This is a genomic window from Rhodococcoides sp. S146-33 (genome assembly GCF_059489205.1).
The window spans coordinates 40,467-55,343 of the sequence record NZ_JCAJWY010000002.1 but is presented as its reverse complement, the minus strand read 5'-3'; the positions used below and the strand labels follow the sequence as shown (position 1 = coordinate 55,343).

Below are 14,877 nucleotides of genomic sequence, written 5' to 3'. Positions count from 1 at the left end.
CCATTGCGTCTTCAGCCCAACCATCGGTTGGTAGGCGTGACGCCGTGGCCGGGGGCTATCTCGCCCCAGGCGAACCACACGTCCGGCTCGCGCTCATCGCCTTTGCGCCGCCACCTGCCCTCGTTCTGCGGGGTCGGCAGCCGTTTGGCAGCACTCAAGAAGTCGGGCATACGGCCCCGTACATCGGGCAGGAACTCCCATTCCTCGCCATCGACGACGAGTTCGATACGGTCGGGGAAGTTCTGCTCGCTACTCGGATGCACGATTCCCGTGACGGATGTCGATCGCGTGATTTCCTGCTTCTCGTTTGTCAGTAGCGCAAAGCCGCCGGAATCGTTGGCCAGCATGAAATGCCCGCCTTCGAAGCTGCCGTCCTTGTACCGCGTCGCCCAGGTGTACCACGAGTTGTGTAGCTGTTCACCGACCAGAATGTCCTTGCGCACGTACAACATTCCCCCGGCGGGCATATAGGTGCGGTCGAGCCCGACCATCCCTTTGACGGGCACACCGCGGACGAGCCCGGTGACCTCGAACAGCTGACTGACGTACAGGATTCCCTTGTCGGGACCGCCTTTGTACCACTGCAATCCAGGTGGCAGCAGGCTCCCTTCGACAGAGAACAGATCGGTTTCACTCCAGGTCATGGCCGTGGTGTCGATGCTTGGAGTGTCCATGGTGACTTTCCACGACCGGCCCTCGGCGCCGGTCGCGGACGCCCATGTCGCCCGATGCCCGTCCACGGAAATCTCGACACCACGGCTGGTTCCCGCGCGTGCGCTGTCAGGCTCGATATGCAGCACGTTGTCGTCGTTCAGAGTCGACTGAATAACAAGTCCCGCCATGCCACGGTCTCCTTCCTGCAGGGGAATTCGACGCGTTACCTCGAACATCTCCCCCTCGGCGGAACGCAGGCATCCGTAGAGAAAGGTCCCCTCGGGTACCAGACCGAAATATCCCCGATCACTTGTCATCGCCTGGGCGCTGGGCTGATGAGCACCTAGCAGCGTCTGCCACCCGAAGTGCCCCTGGGGTGGATAGGCGGGAAGTTCTAGCGTTTCAGATTCGGACACATCAATTCCTCTGTCAGAGCTACGGGGACCCACCGAGGACTATTTTTAGACCAGAATGGTATAAAACTGATGATCCCGCAGAATATTGTTGCTGTCAACGGTTTTGGAGAGATTGGCATAGTCTCTTGAGCAGCCCACCCCCGGGCAGCAGAGCAGTATTGCAGCGGGAGAACGTATGGACGATCGAAACGGCAGGACCGGAACGTCAGGACGCCCGCGGGATTCGACGGTAGAGGCCCGCGTCCTGGCTGCGGCAATAGAAGAACTGTCGGATCACGGGATAGTGCGTTTCAGTGTGCGGGGCGTAGCGCGCCGCGCTGACGTGGCCAGATCCAGCCTGCTCATGCGCTGGCCCGACAGGCAAGCGCTGATCGCGGACGCTCTGAACGACGTCTTCCGACTCGACGATCCCGGTGCCGCGGACGACCTTCACACAGACCTACGCCACATCATGACGCGTTTGATGGCGACGTTCTCCCCGCCCAAGCTGGCATTGCAGCTCCGCCTGACCGTCGAAGCAAGCCAAAACCCAGGTGTCATGGACAACTTCCGGACCCAGGTCATGCAGCAGGGTTCCAGCCTGATTTCGAGTGCATTCACCCGTGCCATCGAGCGTGGCGAGCTGGCGTCGAACATCGATCCACTCTGGGCAACGGACGCACTCGTCGGGGCCTCGCTGGTGCGAGTCTTCGCGTCGCCGCGGATGACGCCGCTCTCGCCGAAAGCCCAGGAGCACCTCATTGCCTCCACAATCCGGGCGCTCGCGCCCGAAAGTATCAACGGTCACGCCCGTATCGAGCGAGCGCACAGCGATGGAGAACAGTGAGATCGGCTGACAACCCGCGCGATTCACGATCTGTCCAGTCGGACGCTCGCGCCTCCTAGCTGCCTGATCCTGGAAAATAGGGTTTATATCTAAATAATTACGCTTTGGGGTTGTGAGAGAGTCTCGCAAGTTGCTACCGTCAAGGGGACCGGTTCACATCCGGTCCGACCGAGAGGTACTCATGCCAGAGACGCAGCCCGCCGATCCCCCTCGGTCACGGAGGGAGAGCAACCGTCGGCGGACGAGAGGGGTACTCGAGGACGCCGCTCTCGATCTGTTCGAGTCGCAGGGCTATTCCGATACGACGGTCGAGCAGATCGCCCAGCGGGCAGCGTCGTCGAGCGCCACCTTCTTTCGATACTTCGGTTCGAAGGAGGAGGTCTTGCTGGCAGGTCAGTTCGACGCCGAGCGCGAGCTCATGAGCTACGTCGCAACGCGGAGTGACATGGCGCAGACCGTCAGCTCTCTTGCTGAGCCGTTTTCCATGTTCGCGAAGACTTTTCTCGGCGAATCCACGTCGCGAACGCATCGTTCGACTCGCTTGGTCATGACAACTCGAGAGTTGGAGGCTCCTTCGATGCGTATGCGATTGCGCTGGGAACACGCAGTGATGCGGCAGCTCCGAACGGAGCCGCACCCACGTGATTCGTTCGACATCATGTTGTTGGCCAACCTGTCGGTGTCATGCCTGGCCACAGCACTGTGGGTCTGGCAACAACCCGAAAACACCGATGACGTCCAGTTGTTGACACACCGCGCTTTCGATCGCGTTGGCACACTTGCCCCTTGATTCACGCAGTCGTCTTGGCGCACGACCTTCGAATATTCCACCCCGTATTCAGCCGTAGCACAGACCGGAGAGGTTACCTAGAGATGGCAATCATCGAAAGCTCGGTAGGGCCGCTGCCCTACAAAATGACGGATTTCGACCAGCATTCTTACGAAGCGCAGGATGCCTTCACTCGCTTCATGCCGAAAAGCAAGCTACACACCGCAGTTCGCCCGATTACCGTGTCCGGATACAACCGGAAGGTACTGCTCGCAAACGACAGAATAGTGACAGCCCTCGAGGCCGACCTCGATCAGGCATATGTTCCCGGCTCACTCGTCGAGATGCTCAAGCAGCGAGCATCCGGTGATGCAACCGATGCAGATCGATTCTACGAACCGATTCAAGACGAGTATCTCGACCGCGACAAACGGCTCATCCAGCTCGGTGAGCAGCAGATCGAGAAGGCGATCATGTACCCGGGAGGGTGGGGTCTGCTGGCTGAGGCATACCTCGATGGTATCGATCCTCTCTACGACAACATCGAATCGTTCAACAAGTGGATCGACGAGGACTGGGGTTTCCAGTACAAGGACACCATCTACGCGCCGGCAATGATGTCGATGCGTGATCTGGACCGATCCTGCCAGGAGCTCGATCGAGTGCTCGAGGCGGGCGCTCGATTCATCCTGCTCCCCGCTGGTCCGGCATATGGCAGGTCCCCCGGTGACCCGTACTTCGATCCGTTCTGGGCGCGCATCAACGAAGCGAAAGCCGTGGTTTCGTACCACATCTCGGAATTCCACTACCAGTCGCAGGTAGCCCGACACTGGGGCTGGGGCCTGGTCCCACCCTTTCAGTTCTCGGCCTGGCAATGGCAGAACACTTACGGTGAGCGTCCGATCACCGACACCCTTTCTGCCCTGATTTTCGACAATATTTTCGGTCGTTTCCCGAACATCAAGGTCTTGGTCAGCGAGTTCGGCGCAGAGTGGGTTCCGCACTTCATCAGACACATGGACAAGAGCCGAGGCATGGCTCGCAACGGACATTGGTTGGGTGGGCAGCTGACCGAGCGCCCATCCTCGATATTCAAGAAGCACGTTCGTGTGGTGCCCTACCCGGAGGACGACACCGTGGGCATGGTGGAGAAACTCGGGTCGACCGAGACTCTGCTCATGGGCAGCGATTGGCCTCACGCAGAAGGTCTGCGGGAGCCGGCGGATTTCTTCGCACGAGTCGAGAACTTGGGCGAAGAACCACGCAAGGCATTCCTCCGCGACAATGGCCTGAATCTTGTGAACGGCGTCCGATGAATCACCCGTTCTTGCAGACCCGTTGAACACACTACGAGCGAGAGGTAAGTCCCATGGCAAAAATGGCGCTATCGATGAAACCGACAGGGTGGTTTCAGATCGGATTCTCCGGAGAGGTTGCTCCCGGTGAGATAGTACGGAAACACTACTTCAGTCAGGAACTTATTCTGTGGCGTTCCGACAAGGGCGAATTGCGGGTGTTCAACGCGTATTGCGAGCACCTCGGGGCGCACCTCGGGCACGGCGGGCGAGTCGAGGGCGACACGGTGATCTGTCCGTTCCACGGCTGGGAATGGGGATCCGACGGTCGGAACACCTGCATCCCATATCAACCCGGTAAGCCCAATCGCGCCCGGCGAATTCCTACCTGGCACGTCTGCGAAAAGAACGAGGCCGTATTTCTGTGGCACGACAGCGAGGGTCGCGCCCCTCTGTACGAGGTTCCCGACATCTTCGAGGATCTGTTCGACGACGAGTTCACTGCGGACAATTACTATCGAGCATGGCCGAAAGCCAGCATTCATGAGGAGGGTCTATCCCTTCATCCGCAGTTCGTAATCGAGAACGGCGTCGACTTCGCCCATTTTCAGTTCGTGCACCGGGCCGCGACTACGCCCGAGTTCGTTCGCCAGGAGTACGATGACTTTCACTTCTATTCCAACTTTTTAATGGATTTCGGGGCAGGCAAGGCCGCGACAGTGCAAACACCGAACGGTGCCGTGAAGGGCGGCGTGGATTCGGTCAACTGCGGTATCAGCCTGGGGTTCGCGAAATTCTGGGGTCCGGACAACCAGAGATCCATGGTCACAGTGACACCGGTCGACGACGAAACCTCGGATATATTTCATATGGTGTGGCTGGACCGTGCAGCCGGCGATTCCAGTGAGCAGGTACCGGAAACCATGGATCGCAGGCTAAAACTGGCATTCAATCAATTCCTGGCGGACCTGGCGATCTGGAAGTATCAGCGCTATACCGAGCCGCCGGGTCTCGCCACGGCCGAGGGTAAGGGATTCCGAACCCTGCGTAAATGGGCCACACGGTTCTACCCGGATGATCCAGAGGGTGCCGCAAGGGCAGCCGAAATCTATGCCGACCAAGGCGAATCAGCGACCGCAAGCAAGTAGAGCACCTGAGAATTTTTCAAGAATGGCGAGGGATGGGCACGTGTCTGTAGATTCTCGGTCCCGCGGGGTGTTCGTCTCAGTGACCAAAGTGGTCGCTGAGACGAACGACGCGCGTTCGTTCGTTTTCGACGTCCCCGCGGGTCTGTCCGGGAAGTTCGACTACAAGCCGGGTCAATTCATCACCGTACGAATCCCGAGCGAGCGGACAGGCTCCGTGGCGCGTTGCTACTCACTGTCCTCGTCTCCTTTCGTGGACGCGGACCCAGCGTTCACGGTAAAGCGCACGACGGACGGCTACGCCTCGAATTGGCTGTTCAACAACGTGTCCGAGGGAGACACACTCGAGGTACTTTCGCCGGCGGGGGTCTTCTCACCGAAGGACCTGGACGAGGACTTTCTTCTCCTGGCTGCTGGTAGTGGCATCACCCCGCTGATGTCGATACTCAAATCGGCGTTATCGGCCGGGACCGGCAAAGTTGTGTTGGTCTATGCAAACAAGGACGTCGAGTCGATCATTTTCGCAGCAGAACTCAAAGCACTGTTGCTGGAATATCCGGCGCGGTTGACTGTCGTGCACTGGCTCGAAACCCTGCAAGGACTGCCGAGCCCCGAATCACTTGCCGCTCTCCTGTGGTCCAAAGACCGGCATCAAGCGTTCATGTGCGGGCCAACACCTTTCATGAACGGTGCACAGAAAGCTTTGGCCCTGATCGGCGTACCCAGGGAACGAGTGCACGCAGAGGTCTATGTGTCTTTGACCGGAGATCCATTTTCCGTGAAGATCGACGACGCAACAGTGTTCGATGACGACTCGGGGGCTGATGGCGTGGTCAGCCCTGCCGCCGTCGAGGTGGAATTGGATGGGGAAGAATATGCATTCGCGTGGCCCCGACAGCAGAATCTCGTCGATCTTCTACTGTCCAAAGGAATCGAGGTGCCTTACTCGTGTCGCGAAGGTGAGTGCGGTTCCTGTGCGTGCACCGTGGTCAGCGGGTCGGTCACTATGAACGACAGCGGCATCCTCGATCCGGCCGATGTCGAGAGTGGATACATTCTCGGCTGCCAAGCCTATCCAGAATCCGACTCGATTCGAATCGAGTTCTGAACCAGCGCAGCGTATGTGGCCCCACATACGCTGCGCGTCCGGCAATCTTGCAGGACGAGGTGCTCTGCAGAGCGAATTCGAGACCAGCGTCCGAACTGCTCGGCGTCAGATCGAGTCCCAGACGTCGGACGGTTCGGATGCGGTCGATGGCGGTGCGGTCGGTTCGCCTGCAGGAGTCCGGGAGAAGCGTGGAGCAGGCGAAGGCTGAACTATCCCGGCGATCTCCGTGAACACACGTCTGCTCGTCATGTGTTCGTATGCGCTCGCTTCGTCGAAGGACAACACCGGTGTGCAACACGCATCGGTTCCTGCGAACTGTGCTGCCCACTCGTCTCGCGTTCGGGTGAGAAAGGTGGCCGCGAGCACGGCCCGCAGGTCCGGCCAACGAGCTCGATCATTCTGTTCCGAGACAAGTGCCGGATCCAATCCGAGCCCTGAGATCAACACAGCAAAGAACTGAGGTTCGAGTGCACCCACCGCGACATATTTTCGGTCGGAGCATTCATACGTGTCATAGAACGGAGCTCCCGTGTCGAGGTAATTCGTTCCGCGTTCGTCGGACCACTCTCCGAGTCCTCGCAGAGCCCAGATCATGTGACCCAGCGCAGCCGCTCCGTCCACCATGGCCGCATCTATTGTCTGCCCCTTCCCCGACGACTGCCGCTCAATGAGCGCGCACAGGACGCCCACAACGAGGAACATGGATCCTCCGCCGAGGTCGGCTACCAGATTGAGGGGGGCAACCGGGGCTTCGCCGGCTCTGCCGATCGCGTTGAGGAGTCCGGTAACGGACAGATAGTTGATGTCGTGACCGGCGGAATTGGACAATGGTCCGGACTGTCCCCACCCGGTCATTCGCCCATAGACGATTCGAGGGTTCAATTCAGCAACGTCCTCAGGGCCCAGCCCCAGACGCTCCATGACTCCGGGGCGGAAGCCTTCGACCAGTATGTCAGCGGTGCGCAAAAGGGACCGAACGATGTCGATATCTCTCGGATTCTTCAAATCGGCCTCGACGATCCTCCGGCCGCGCTGCTGCGAGTCCAGAGGCCGTCGATCGCCCGCGTGCAACAGCCCTGCTCGTTGCACGCGTACAACGGTGGCACCGAGGTCCGAGAGCAACATGGACGCGTGGGGGCCCGGCCCTATTCCGGCGAACTCGACCACACGAATCCCCGCAAGCGGGCCGCTTCTACTCATGTTCGTTCCCATCGTTTGTCGGGGTGGCGGCCCCGATCCTGTGACGAGCGATTCCACGGACTTCGTTGCGCTTCGTCGACTGAATCAGTGCGGTTGGAGTTCAGAACGGCTGTCGGCTAGGACAATTCGCGTCGTGCCTCTCGGCAGTCCTCGAAGAAGGCGAACGCGCGAAGGTGGTAGGCGTACGCCGACCAGCCGAGGCTGATGTTGTGCCCGGCCCTGGGCTGGGTATCGACGACCACGCGGCTCGAACTGGTGAACAGTTCGGCAAAGTCGGCCGCGTCCGTCGAGTAATTCCGCTCGTGGTCTGCATGTGTGATGTGCACAGGGCAAGCAACCTGTGCAGCGATCGCTTCGGCGTGCTTCGGCCACTCGACGGCCACCTGCGGTTCGATCGGCGGGAGCGCCGCATGCGGCCGGACACCAGGGTCGAATGTGCCTTCGGGATAGAAGGTTTCGGGTCCCCAATGCATCGACCTGTCGGGCTTGGCACCACCCGCCACCGCGACGTCGTCCGAATAATCCGCTCCGACGCCACTGATCTCCACACCGATCAACCGGGATGGTACCGGCGGGTCGGCTGCCATCGCGAGCGACACCATCGATCCGAACGAGTGGCCGAGTAGTCCGATGTCGAGCGAAGCCCACTGTGGGAGCCCGCTATCGATGACTGCCCACAAGGCAGCTGCCTGTCCGGTGAAGGTGATCAGGTCCTCGTCTATGTCGACCGCAGCGCCGTAGCCGGGTCGATCGATAGCCAGAACGGAGTAGCCCAGACGGGCTCCGAGCGTCAGCAAGGAGAGGTCGGGATTCATCTTCGCGTGAAAGTAGCTCGAATTCAGACCGCCGCCGTGTAGAGCTACGACGAGAGCCCTGGGGTTCTCGGCCTCTGCATACAACGCGCTGAACGACGAATCCCCACTCGTCAGTATGAGTTTCTCGATGTTGCCATCGGGTGAGAGGTGTCGATCGACCGGATGATTCATTGCAGCTGCGCTGATCGCTTTTGCACGGGGGTCCACTCCGGGGCAGAAGCGAGCCGGTCCCATGCGTCGACAGGTAGTCCTGCCTCCCGAAGTTTGAATTTTTGGATCTTGTTGGTCGGTGTCATCGGGAACTCGGCCACGACTGCGACGTAACGCGGGACGAAAAAGTACGGTGCCTTCTCGTCGATGAACTTGCACAGATCCAGCGGAGAAAAATCCGCGCCTGGAGTCGGCTGGATGTACAAGAGAAGATCGTTCTCGAATTCGAGGTCTTGGCTGGGAACTCCAACCGCTGCCACGTTGACGACGGCAGGAAACTGTCGTGCAACATGCTCGACCTCGAACGTCGAGATGTTCCGTCCGCGAGACCTGGTCGAGTCCTTCTTACGATCGACGAAGAATAGTTCTCCGTCCTCGGTTCCCCGTCCGAGATCCCCGGTGTGATACCACAGATTGGCGAATGCTTCCAGCGTCTGTTCCGGCTCGTTGAAGTAGCCGTTGAAGATCGAATACGGCGAGTTCGGACGAACACAGATTTCGCCGATTTCACCGACCGGCACCATGTTGTCGTGCTCATCGAGCAATCTGGTTTCGACAGGATAGCCGGGCGCGCTCATGTACCCCTGCGCGCCCGGGGTCGTCGTCATGCGTGAATTCCACAACGTGCATCCCATTATTTCGCTCTGCCCGAAGCCGGAACCGACTCGTTCGACACCGAAACGTTCCATGAACTTCTCGACGATTCCCGGAATGGGCGGATTGACGAGGGCAGTGCGCAACGGATTGTCCCGATCGCTGTCACTGGCTGCCTGTTGCAGGAGGAACAAGGGCATGGTTCCGAGAACCATGGTGTGACTCGCCTTGTAGTGGCGGATGCGGTCCCAGTAGTTCGACACCGAGAACCGCTCGTCGATTCCCGCAGCCACCCCGGTGAGAAGGGCGGGATAGACGTTGGCGATCCACCCGCCGGAGTTGTACATGGGAACACATCCGTAGAACCGCTCACCCTCGCGTACTTCGTCTCTGAAAGAGGTGTTGTGCGCCAGCGCGTATGTGATCCACGTGTTGTGTGACTGTTCGACCCCCTTCGACGGCCCCGTGGTGCCGGACGTCCACAGCACCGCGTTGGTCGATCCGTATTCGATCTGCAGGTCCGGGCGGAGGGGCCGACGCTGTGCTAGATCGGCGAAGTCGTGCGTCGTCACACCTGCAGGGGCCTGAGCATTCGCTTCGCCCTTGATGACGATGTGTTTGAATCCGAGGTCACCGAGTTCCACGACGTTGTGGAGCAACTTCCCGTCGACGACCAAGACGTCGGACCGCACTTTGGACAGGAGAGTGGCCAACCATTCCCCGCGATACTCGGTGCTGACGGCAGACCAGATTGCCCCGAGTCGATTGACGCCGAAGGACGTGGCAGCCAGATCGATGGAGTTCTCCATCAGAAACGCGACGGTGTCGCCCTGTCCGATACCCATCTCTTCATAGGCTCGAGCATGCGAGTCGGCGAGCGTGTCGACTTGTTGGTACGTCAGCGATCGGTCGTCCTGGATCAAGAAGAGGTCGTCACCGATGGATTCAGCCTGTTGGGAAAGTATTTTCCCGAGGACACGATCGTGGGAGTCCGAGAGAAGGGCATGTCGCATATCTACTCCGATGCGGTGGGAACGGGTCTCTCAAACAGTACAATGATTAAGCTAACACCACTAGCGTTTTCCAAAACTCGGACGGGCACGACCGTTCAGGAAGCAGGTACCGCATGAACCCTTCGACGGCAGGTCCTCTGGCAGGTATTCGAGTGATCGAGAGCGCTTCGTTGCTCAACGGCGACACCGTCGGCATGCTCCTCGGCGACCTGGGCGCAGACGTCATCAAGGTCGAGAGCCCTGGGCGTGGGGACTATCTCAGGGACTTCATGGGGCAGATCACCCCGCACAACAGCCCGGCCCACATTCAGGTCAATCGGAACAAGCGCAGCGTAGCGATCGACCTTCGCAGCGACCGTGGGCGCGCACTCTTTTGGGACCTGCTCTCCTCGGCCGACGTCTTCGTCGACGGTAGCGCCGGCGGAGCTATGGACCGCCTCGGCATCGGGTACGACCAGCAAAGCGCTCGCAACCCCGGCATCGTGTACGTCGCTGCCTCCGGATTCGGGAGCGCTGGGCCCTACAGCGCAGTGCCCACCCATGGCATGCAGATGACAGCCCTCGCCGGCGCAAACCCCATGGCTCGAAGCGACGACGGACTGATGAGACCCATTCCCCCTACCGGCCTCGGAGGTACCGATCGAGGCGGTGAAGCAACCACCGCCGTTGCGACGCACGCCGCTCTCCAGGTCTGTGCGGCTCTCGTCGCCAGAGCTGGCACCGGTGCCGGCTGTTTCATCGACGTAGCCGCGTCTGACGCAGTGATCGCACAAGCGCTGACCTCGGTCATTTACGCGTTGAACGACCATCGGATTGTCGACCGGACGTCGCTTCCCACAATAGAAGGAGGCGAGTGGACCGGCGCGAAGTACCAGTTCTACGAAACATCCGACCACAAAGTTGTTTTGCTGGCAGCCATAGAGGACAAATTCTGGAGGCTCTTCTGCTCCGCCATCGACCGGCCGGACTTGACGAGCAAGGTTTCGACGGAGAGCGGCGGGGTCGACTTCGGTGGAGACGAATCTCTGCTGCGTCGGGAGCTCGACGCGGTATTTGTCCAACACACCCAGGATTACTGGATGGATCTCGCGATCGAGCACCACTTCCCCTTGGCCCCGGCACCGACGACCCTGCACGATATGGCCGCGGACCGGCACATTCGCGAGCGATCGATCTTGTTGGACGGTTCCCATCCTGATGCTGGAACGTTCACCTACGTCGGATCACCTGCCATCGTGAACGGGGTCCCGTTCGCCGTCCGCCGACACGCCCCGGCGCTCGGTGAGCAGACGTCGGAAGTGCTCGGCGAATTGGGGCTGTCGACTGAGGAGATCGAAAACCTTGTACGGGACGGAGTTGTTGCCCAGGGATGAGGTAGCGGAGTCACTCCGCCGACTCCACCGATGTGGTTCCGGCGGCCTGAGGACTTCTTCAAGTCTGTCGATCCACTGGGAGGCAACCTTATTCGTCGCCTATGGCGACGACGGATTGCCTCCCTGCGTGCAGACTCGGAACAGTCCGCAACCGCGATGCTCGAACCGAAGCTTCACACTACGTAGCCACCGCAGTCAGAGCGCCACCTGACTCGTTGTTGGAGTGCTCGAGCCCGGGTCGGCGCGGTCGGCTTCCGAGACGGTCTCGAGCGTCACGGCTTTCGCTCGGCGACGGTGGCCGATCAGGATCCCGGCGCATCCGATCATCGCCCACACCGCCATGGTGAGCAGAACAGGACCCAGGCCCGAGCCGTCGAAGTACGCAATGCGGTTCAGTCCGTCCAGCGCCCTGGACGTCGGAAGCAGCGGATGCAGGAACTGATAGAACGACGGTGTCAGGTCGAGTCCGACCGCAACGCCCGATGCCGGAACCCCCAGCATGATGTACACGCCGTGTGAGATGAGCATCATGACCGGCCCGAACTTCACGAAACCTCCGAGTGTGACGATCCCGCAGATGAATGCAAGAAGAAACACCATCCCTGCGATTACTCCGATGTTGTCGGCTAGTGGCCGGCTCCCTACGAACGATCGGCATCGCCACGCCGATGGTCATCGACGCTTGGGCGGCTGCGTCCCTTTCGGCGCTGTCGCCGCGCTGACGGGGCGGGCGTGAACGTTGGCGTAGGGCCTACGACGCACGACCTCGCGGACACCACTTACACCGGGGCCCAAAGAGAACAGTCCGGCCAGCGCTGGTGCAGGCTCGTTTTCGGCACTGTCATTCTCGATCTGCGATCGCACTCGACTCGCCTCGTTTCCTCTGTGTACTGTTCCACTTCACGAAAAGTAGCCCATACTCTCTACCTAAACGGCATAATAATGTAACTATATACCGGGTTGCTCACGCTCTGCGGAACGTCGCTCATCAGAATGGAAGGTTCCGACCACGGACAGTGTTTCGATCGATTCGATGCGGAACAAGTAACGGCGTCAGGTTTCCGAGACGCGGTCGGTAAGTGTGAAGTGATCGATGGAGGAGAGATGGGACAGTTCATCGAGTACCAGTTACTGGACGAGGGCCGGGTAGCCCGAATCACGCTCGATCGCCCTGCGGCCGGTAACGCGCAGAACCGAGGCTTGCTGGTCGAGTTGGACGACGCCCTTCGTACAGCCGAGATCGACGACACAGTAAGGGTCGTCATCCTCGCAGGCAAAGGGAAGAGCTTTTCTACCGGACACGACATGGGTTCGGAAACTGCGTCCGATGAAGAGCTTCCCGGGCCGCAGCAGCACCCGACGTTTGCGGGCGACGGCGGTACCCGCGCCGGCCACGTAGAGCGTCGATATCTCCAGGAATGGCAGTACTACTTCCGAAACACTCAACGCTGGCGCGACTTGCGGAAGATCACGATCGCCCAGGTACAGGGCAACGTGGTATCGGCAGGCCTCATGTTGATGTGGGCGTGTGACCTCATCGTCGCCTCCGACGATGCAGTGTTCTCCGATGTGGTCGGATCACGCCTAGGCATGCCTGGCGTCGAATATTTCGCTCACCCTTGGGAATTCGGGCCACGGAAGGCCAAAGAGCTGCTGTTGACCGGGGATTCCATCGACGCCGAAGAGGGCTACCGGCTCGGAATGGTATCCAAGGTCTTCCCTACCGAGGAGCTGTCCGAAAAGACTGTCGAGTTCGCCAGGAGAATAGCATCACGGCCCACATTTGCGGCCTTGCTCGCCAAGGACTCCGTCAACGGCGCGGTGGACGCCATGGGGTTTCAGCAGGCGCTGAGCCATTCGTTTCACATCCACCAACTCGGCCACGCCTATTGGACGTCGCTGCATGACGACAAGTTCCCCGCCGGTAAGCCTGGGCCGGACATTGCCGATTGGCGAACGGCCGGAAAGCCGACACCGGCACGGAAGAACGTTCCTTGACGAGCGCGGGGACGAATGGTCGTTTCAGCAGTATTTACGAGATTGTCGAAGAATCGGCTCGACGCTGGCCCCACCGTGCGGCCCTGACTTTCGAAGGTTCCACGTGGACATTCGACGAGCTCGCGCATCGAGTCGAGAAGGCGGCTCGCCACCTTGCTTCTGTCGGGATCGGTGAGGGCCACCGGGTTGCGCTACTTCTGGACAATTCCACCGAATACGTTGTGGCGCAGGCAGCTCTGTCACGGGTCGGCGCGGTATTTGTGACACCGAATCCCTATTGGACGGATTCGGAGATCATTCGAGCGATGGCCGTGACCGACACGCAGCGTGCGATCTACGAACCGCGGTTCTCGTCCGTTGCCCATCGATTGCTTGTGGGTGTCGGCGTTGCCGAGTTGGAGAGCGACGGCTCGGCGAACATCAGATCCCTTGCCGCGAACGCCGACCGCGATGCCTTCGTACCATTCTCGTCGGGTACAACCGGATTACCCAAGGGGGTTCGTCACACCACCGAGAGCGTTGCGGGAGGTGTGGCCCAGCTGATTCACCACACCGGGCTCACCGAGAACGACCGCATACAGGTCGCCCTTCCGCTCTGCCACATCTTCGGAACCTCGCTGACGTTGGCCGGATTGAGCACGGGCGCTGGCGTATTCCTGTCCCGACGCTTCGATCTGGACGACGCACTCGGCCACGTCGAGTCGGATCGCATCACCATATGGCCGATCGCGGGACCGGTCGCTCACCGACTAGCGGCCATGGACGACTTGGGCTCTCGGGACCTGCGGGAACTCCGCTTCTTCATGTGGGGCGGTGGTGCAGCGCCGGCTGCTGCCGCCGTGAGGATCGAGGAACGAACGGGAGTCGGCTTTCTCTGCTCGTACGGAATGACCGAAGCGATGGTCGTCGCATTCAACCCGTTCGGCGATCGCACGCAGTGGCGGCTGGACTCGCCGGGATACGCAGCTGCCGGAACAACATTGAGGATCGGTGCCGACTCCGAGTTGGAGGTACGCGGACCGAGTGTTGCGCGCGGATACATAGGCAGTGACGACAACTCATTCGTTTCGACGGACGGGGGGTGGTTTCGTACCGGCGACAGGGTCTCGATCGATGCGACCGGGCGATTGCACGTCGTCGATCGCATCAAGGACATGATCAAGGTGTCGGGCTTCCAGGTCTCTCCGGCCGAGGTCGAAGAAGTGCTGATGAGTCACCCAGGAGTCAACGATGCAGGCGTAGTGGGCACACCGGACGACCTCACCTCGGAGTCTGTCGTCGCATATGTGGTGCGTGATGACGATGCGCTCTCCGTCGGCGTCCTGACGGCCTGGCTGACGGACAAACTTGCCACGTACAAGCGTCCCCGCCGCATACATTTCGTAGACAGCCTGCCCCGAACCGCAGGGGGAAAATTGCGGCGACATGTGCTGAAAGATCGGTAGATCCGCAGCTCGAAAT

The 14,877-nt window shown here is 60.2% G+C and carries 13 protein-coding genes; 8 read left to right on the top strand and 5 right to left on the bottom strand.

Annotated elements, in window-relative coordinates:
- Window positions 1-11: 11 nt before the first annotated feature.
- A complete protein-coding gene (locus AC5WEY_RS08945; protein ID WP_495645608.1) occupies window positions 12-1,070 on the bottom strand; it encodes a hypothetical protein in 1,059 nt (352 codons plus the stop codon).
- Window positions 1,071-1,245: 175 nt separating this feature from the next.
- Between AC5WEY_RS08945 and AC5WEY_RS08940 the strand changes: the two genes are divergently transcribed.
- From AC5WEY_RS08940 to AC5WEY_RS08920, 5 genes are all read left to right on the top strand, one after another.
- Window positions 1,246-1,896 (top strand): TetR/AcrR family transcriptional regulator, encoded by a 651-nt coding sequence (locus tag AC5WEY_RS08940; protein ID WP_495645607.1) that lies wholly within the window; start codon window positions 1,246-1,248, stop codon window positions 1,894-1,896.
- Window positions 1,897-2,077: 181 nt separating this feature from the next.
- Window positions 2,078-2,686, top strand: coding sequence for a TetR family transcriptional regulator (locus AC5WEY_RS08935; protein ID WP_495645606.1), 609 nt, complete (start codon window positions 2,078-2,080; stop codon window positions 2,684-2,686).
- A gap of 83 nt (window positions 2,687-2,769) precedes the next feature.
- Window positions 2,770-3,981, top strand: coding sequence for an amidohydrolase family protein (locus AC5WEY_RS08930; RefSeq protein WP_495645605.1), 1,212 nt, complete (start codon window positions 2,770-2,772; stop codon window positions 3,979-3,981).
- Window positions 3,982-4,055: 74 nt separating this feature from the next.
- Window positions 4,056-5,108 carry a Rieske 2Fe-2S domain-containing protein gene (locus AC5WEY_RS08925; protein ID WP_495645604.1) on the top strand — a complete coding sequence of 351 codons (1,053 nt, stop codon included), beginning with the start codon at window positions 4,056-4,058 and terminating at the stop codon, window positions 5,106-5,108.
- A gap of 22 nt (window positions 5,109-5,130) precedes the next feature.
- On the top strand, window positions 5,131-6,213 hold the full coding sequence (locus AC5WEY_RS08920) for a 2Fe-2S iron-sulfur cluster-binding protein (RefSeq protein WP_495646513.1): 1,083 nt from the start codon (window positions 5,131-5,133) through the stop codon (window positions 6,211-6,213).
- Between the two features lie 105 nt (window positions 6,214-6,318).
- Here AC5WEY_RS08920 and AC5WEY_RS08915 read toward each other — a convergent pair whose 3' ends face one another.
- From AC5WEY_RS08915 to AC5WEY_RS08905, 3 genes are all read right to left on the bottom strand, one after another.
- Window positions 6,319-7,425 carry a CaiB/BaiF CoA transferase family protein gene (locus AC5WEY_RS08915; protein ID WP_495645603.1) on the bottom strand — a complete coding sequence of 369 codons (1,107 nt, stop codon included), beginning with the start codon at window positions 7,423-7,425 and terminating at the stop codon, window positions 6,319-6,321.
- 104 nt (window positions 7,426-7,529) lie between these two features.
- Window positions 7,530-8,399, bottom strand: coding sequence for an alpha/beta fold hydrolase (locus AC5WEY_RS08910; protein WP_495645602.1), 870 nt, complete (start codon window positions 8,397-8,399; stop codon window positions 7,530-7,532).
- A complete protein-coding gene (locus tag AC5WEY_RS08905; protein WP_495645601.1) occupies window positions 8,396-10,045 on the bottom strand; it encodes an AMP-binding protein in 1,650 nt (549 codons plus the stop codon). Before AC5WEY_RS08905 ends, AC5WEY_RS08910 begins: the two co-directional genes overlap by 4 nt.
- Window positions 10,046-10,158: 113 nt before the next feature.
- Here AC5WEY_RS08905 and AC5WEY_RS08900 point away from each other — a divergent pair, with 113 nt between their 5' ends.
- On the top strand, window positions 10,159-11,418 hold the full coding sequence (locus AC5WEY_RS08900; RefSeq protein WP_495645600.1) for a CaiB/BaiF CoA transferase family protein: 1,260 nt from the start codon (window positions 10,159-10,161) through the stop codon (window positions 11,416-11,418).
- A 195-nt stretch (window positions 11,419-11,613) separates the two neighbouring features.
- On the opposite strand, the gene AC5WEY_RS08895 is transcribed toward AC5WEY_RS08900, so the two are convergent.
- Window positions 11,614-12,018, bottom strand: coding sequence for a hypothetical protein (locus AC5WEY_RS08895; RefSeq protein WP_495645599.1), 405 nt, complete (start codon window positions 12,016-12,018; stop codon window positions 11,614-11,616).
- Between the two features lie 504 nt (window positions 12,019-12,522).
- Between AC5WEY_RS08895 and AC5WEY_RS08890 the strand changes: the two genes are divergently transcribed.
- Entirely contained in the window at window positions 12,523-13,416 is an 894-nt protein-coding gene (locus AC5WEY_RS08890) for an enoyl-CoA hydratase (RefSeq protein ID WP_495645598.1), read from the top strand.
- Window positions 13,413-14,861, top strand: coding sequence for a class I adenylate-forming enzyme family protein (locus AC5WEY_RS08885; RefSeq protein ID WP_495645597.1), 1,449 nt, complete (start codon window positions 13,413-13,415; stop codon window positions 14,859-14,861). Before AC5WEY_RS08890 ends, AC5WEY_RS08885 begins: the two co-directional genes overlap by 4 nt.
- Window positions 14,862-14,877: the final 16 nt, after the last annotated feature.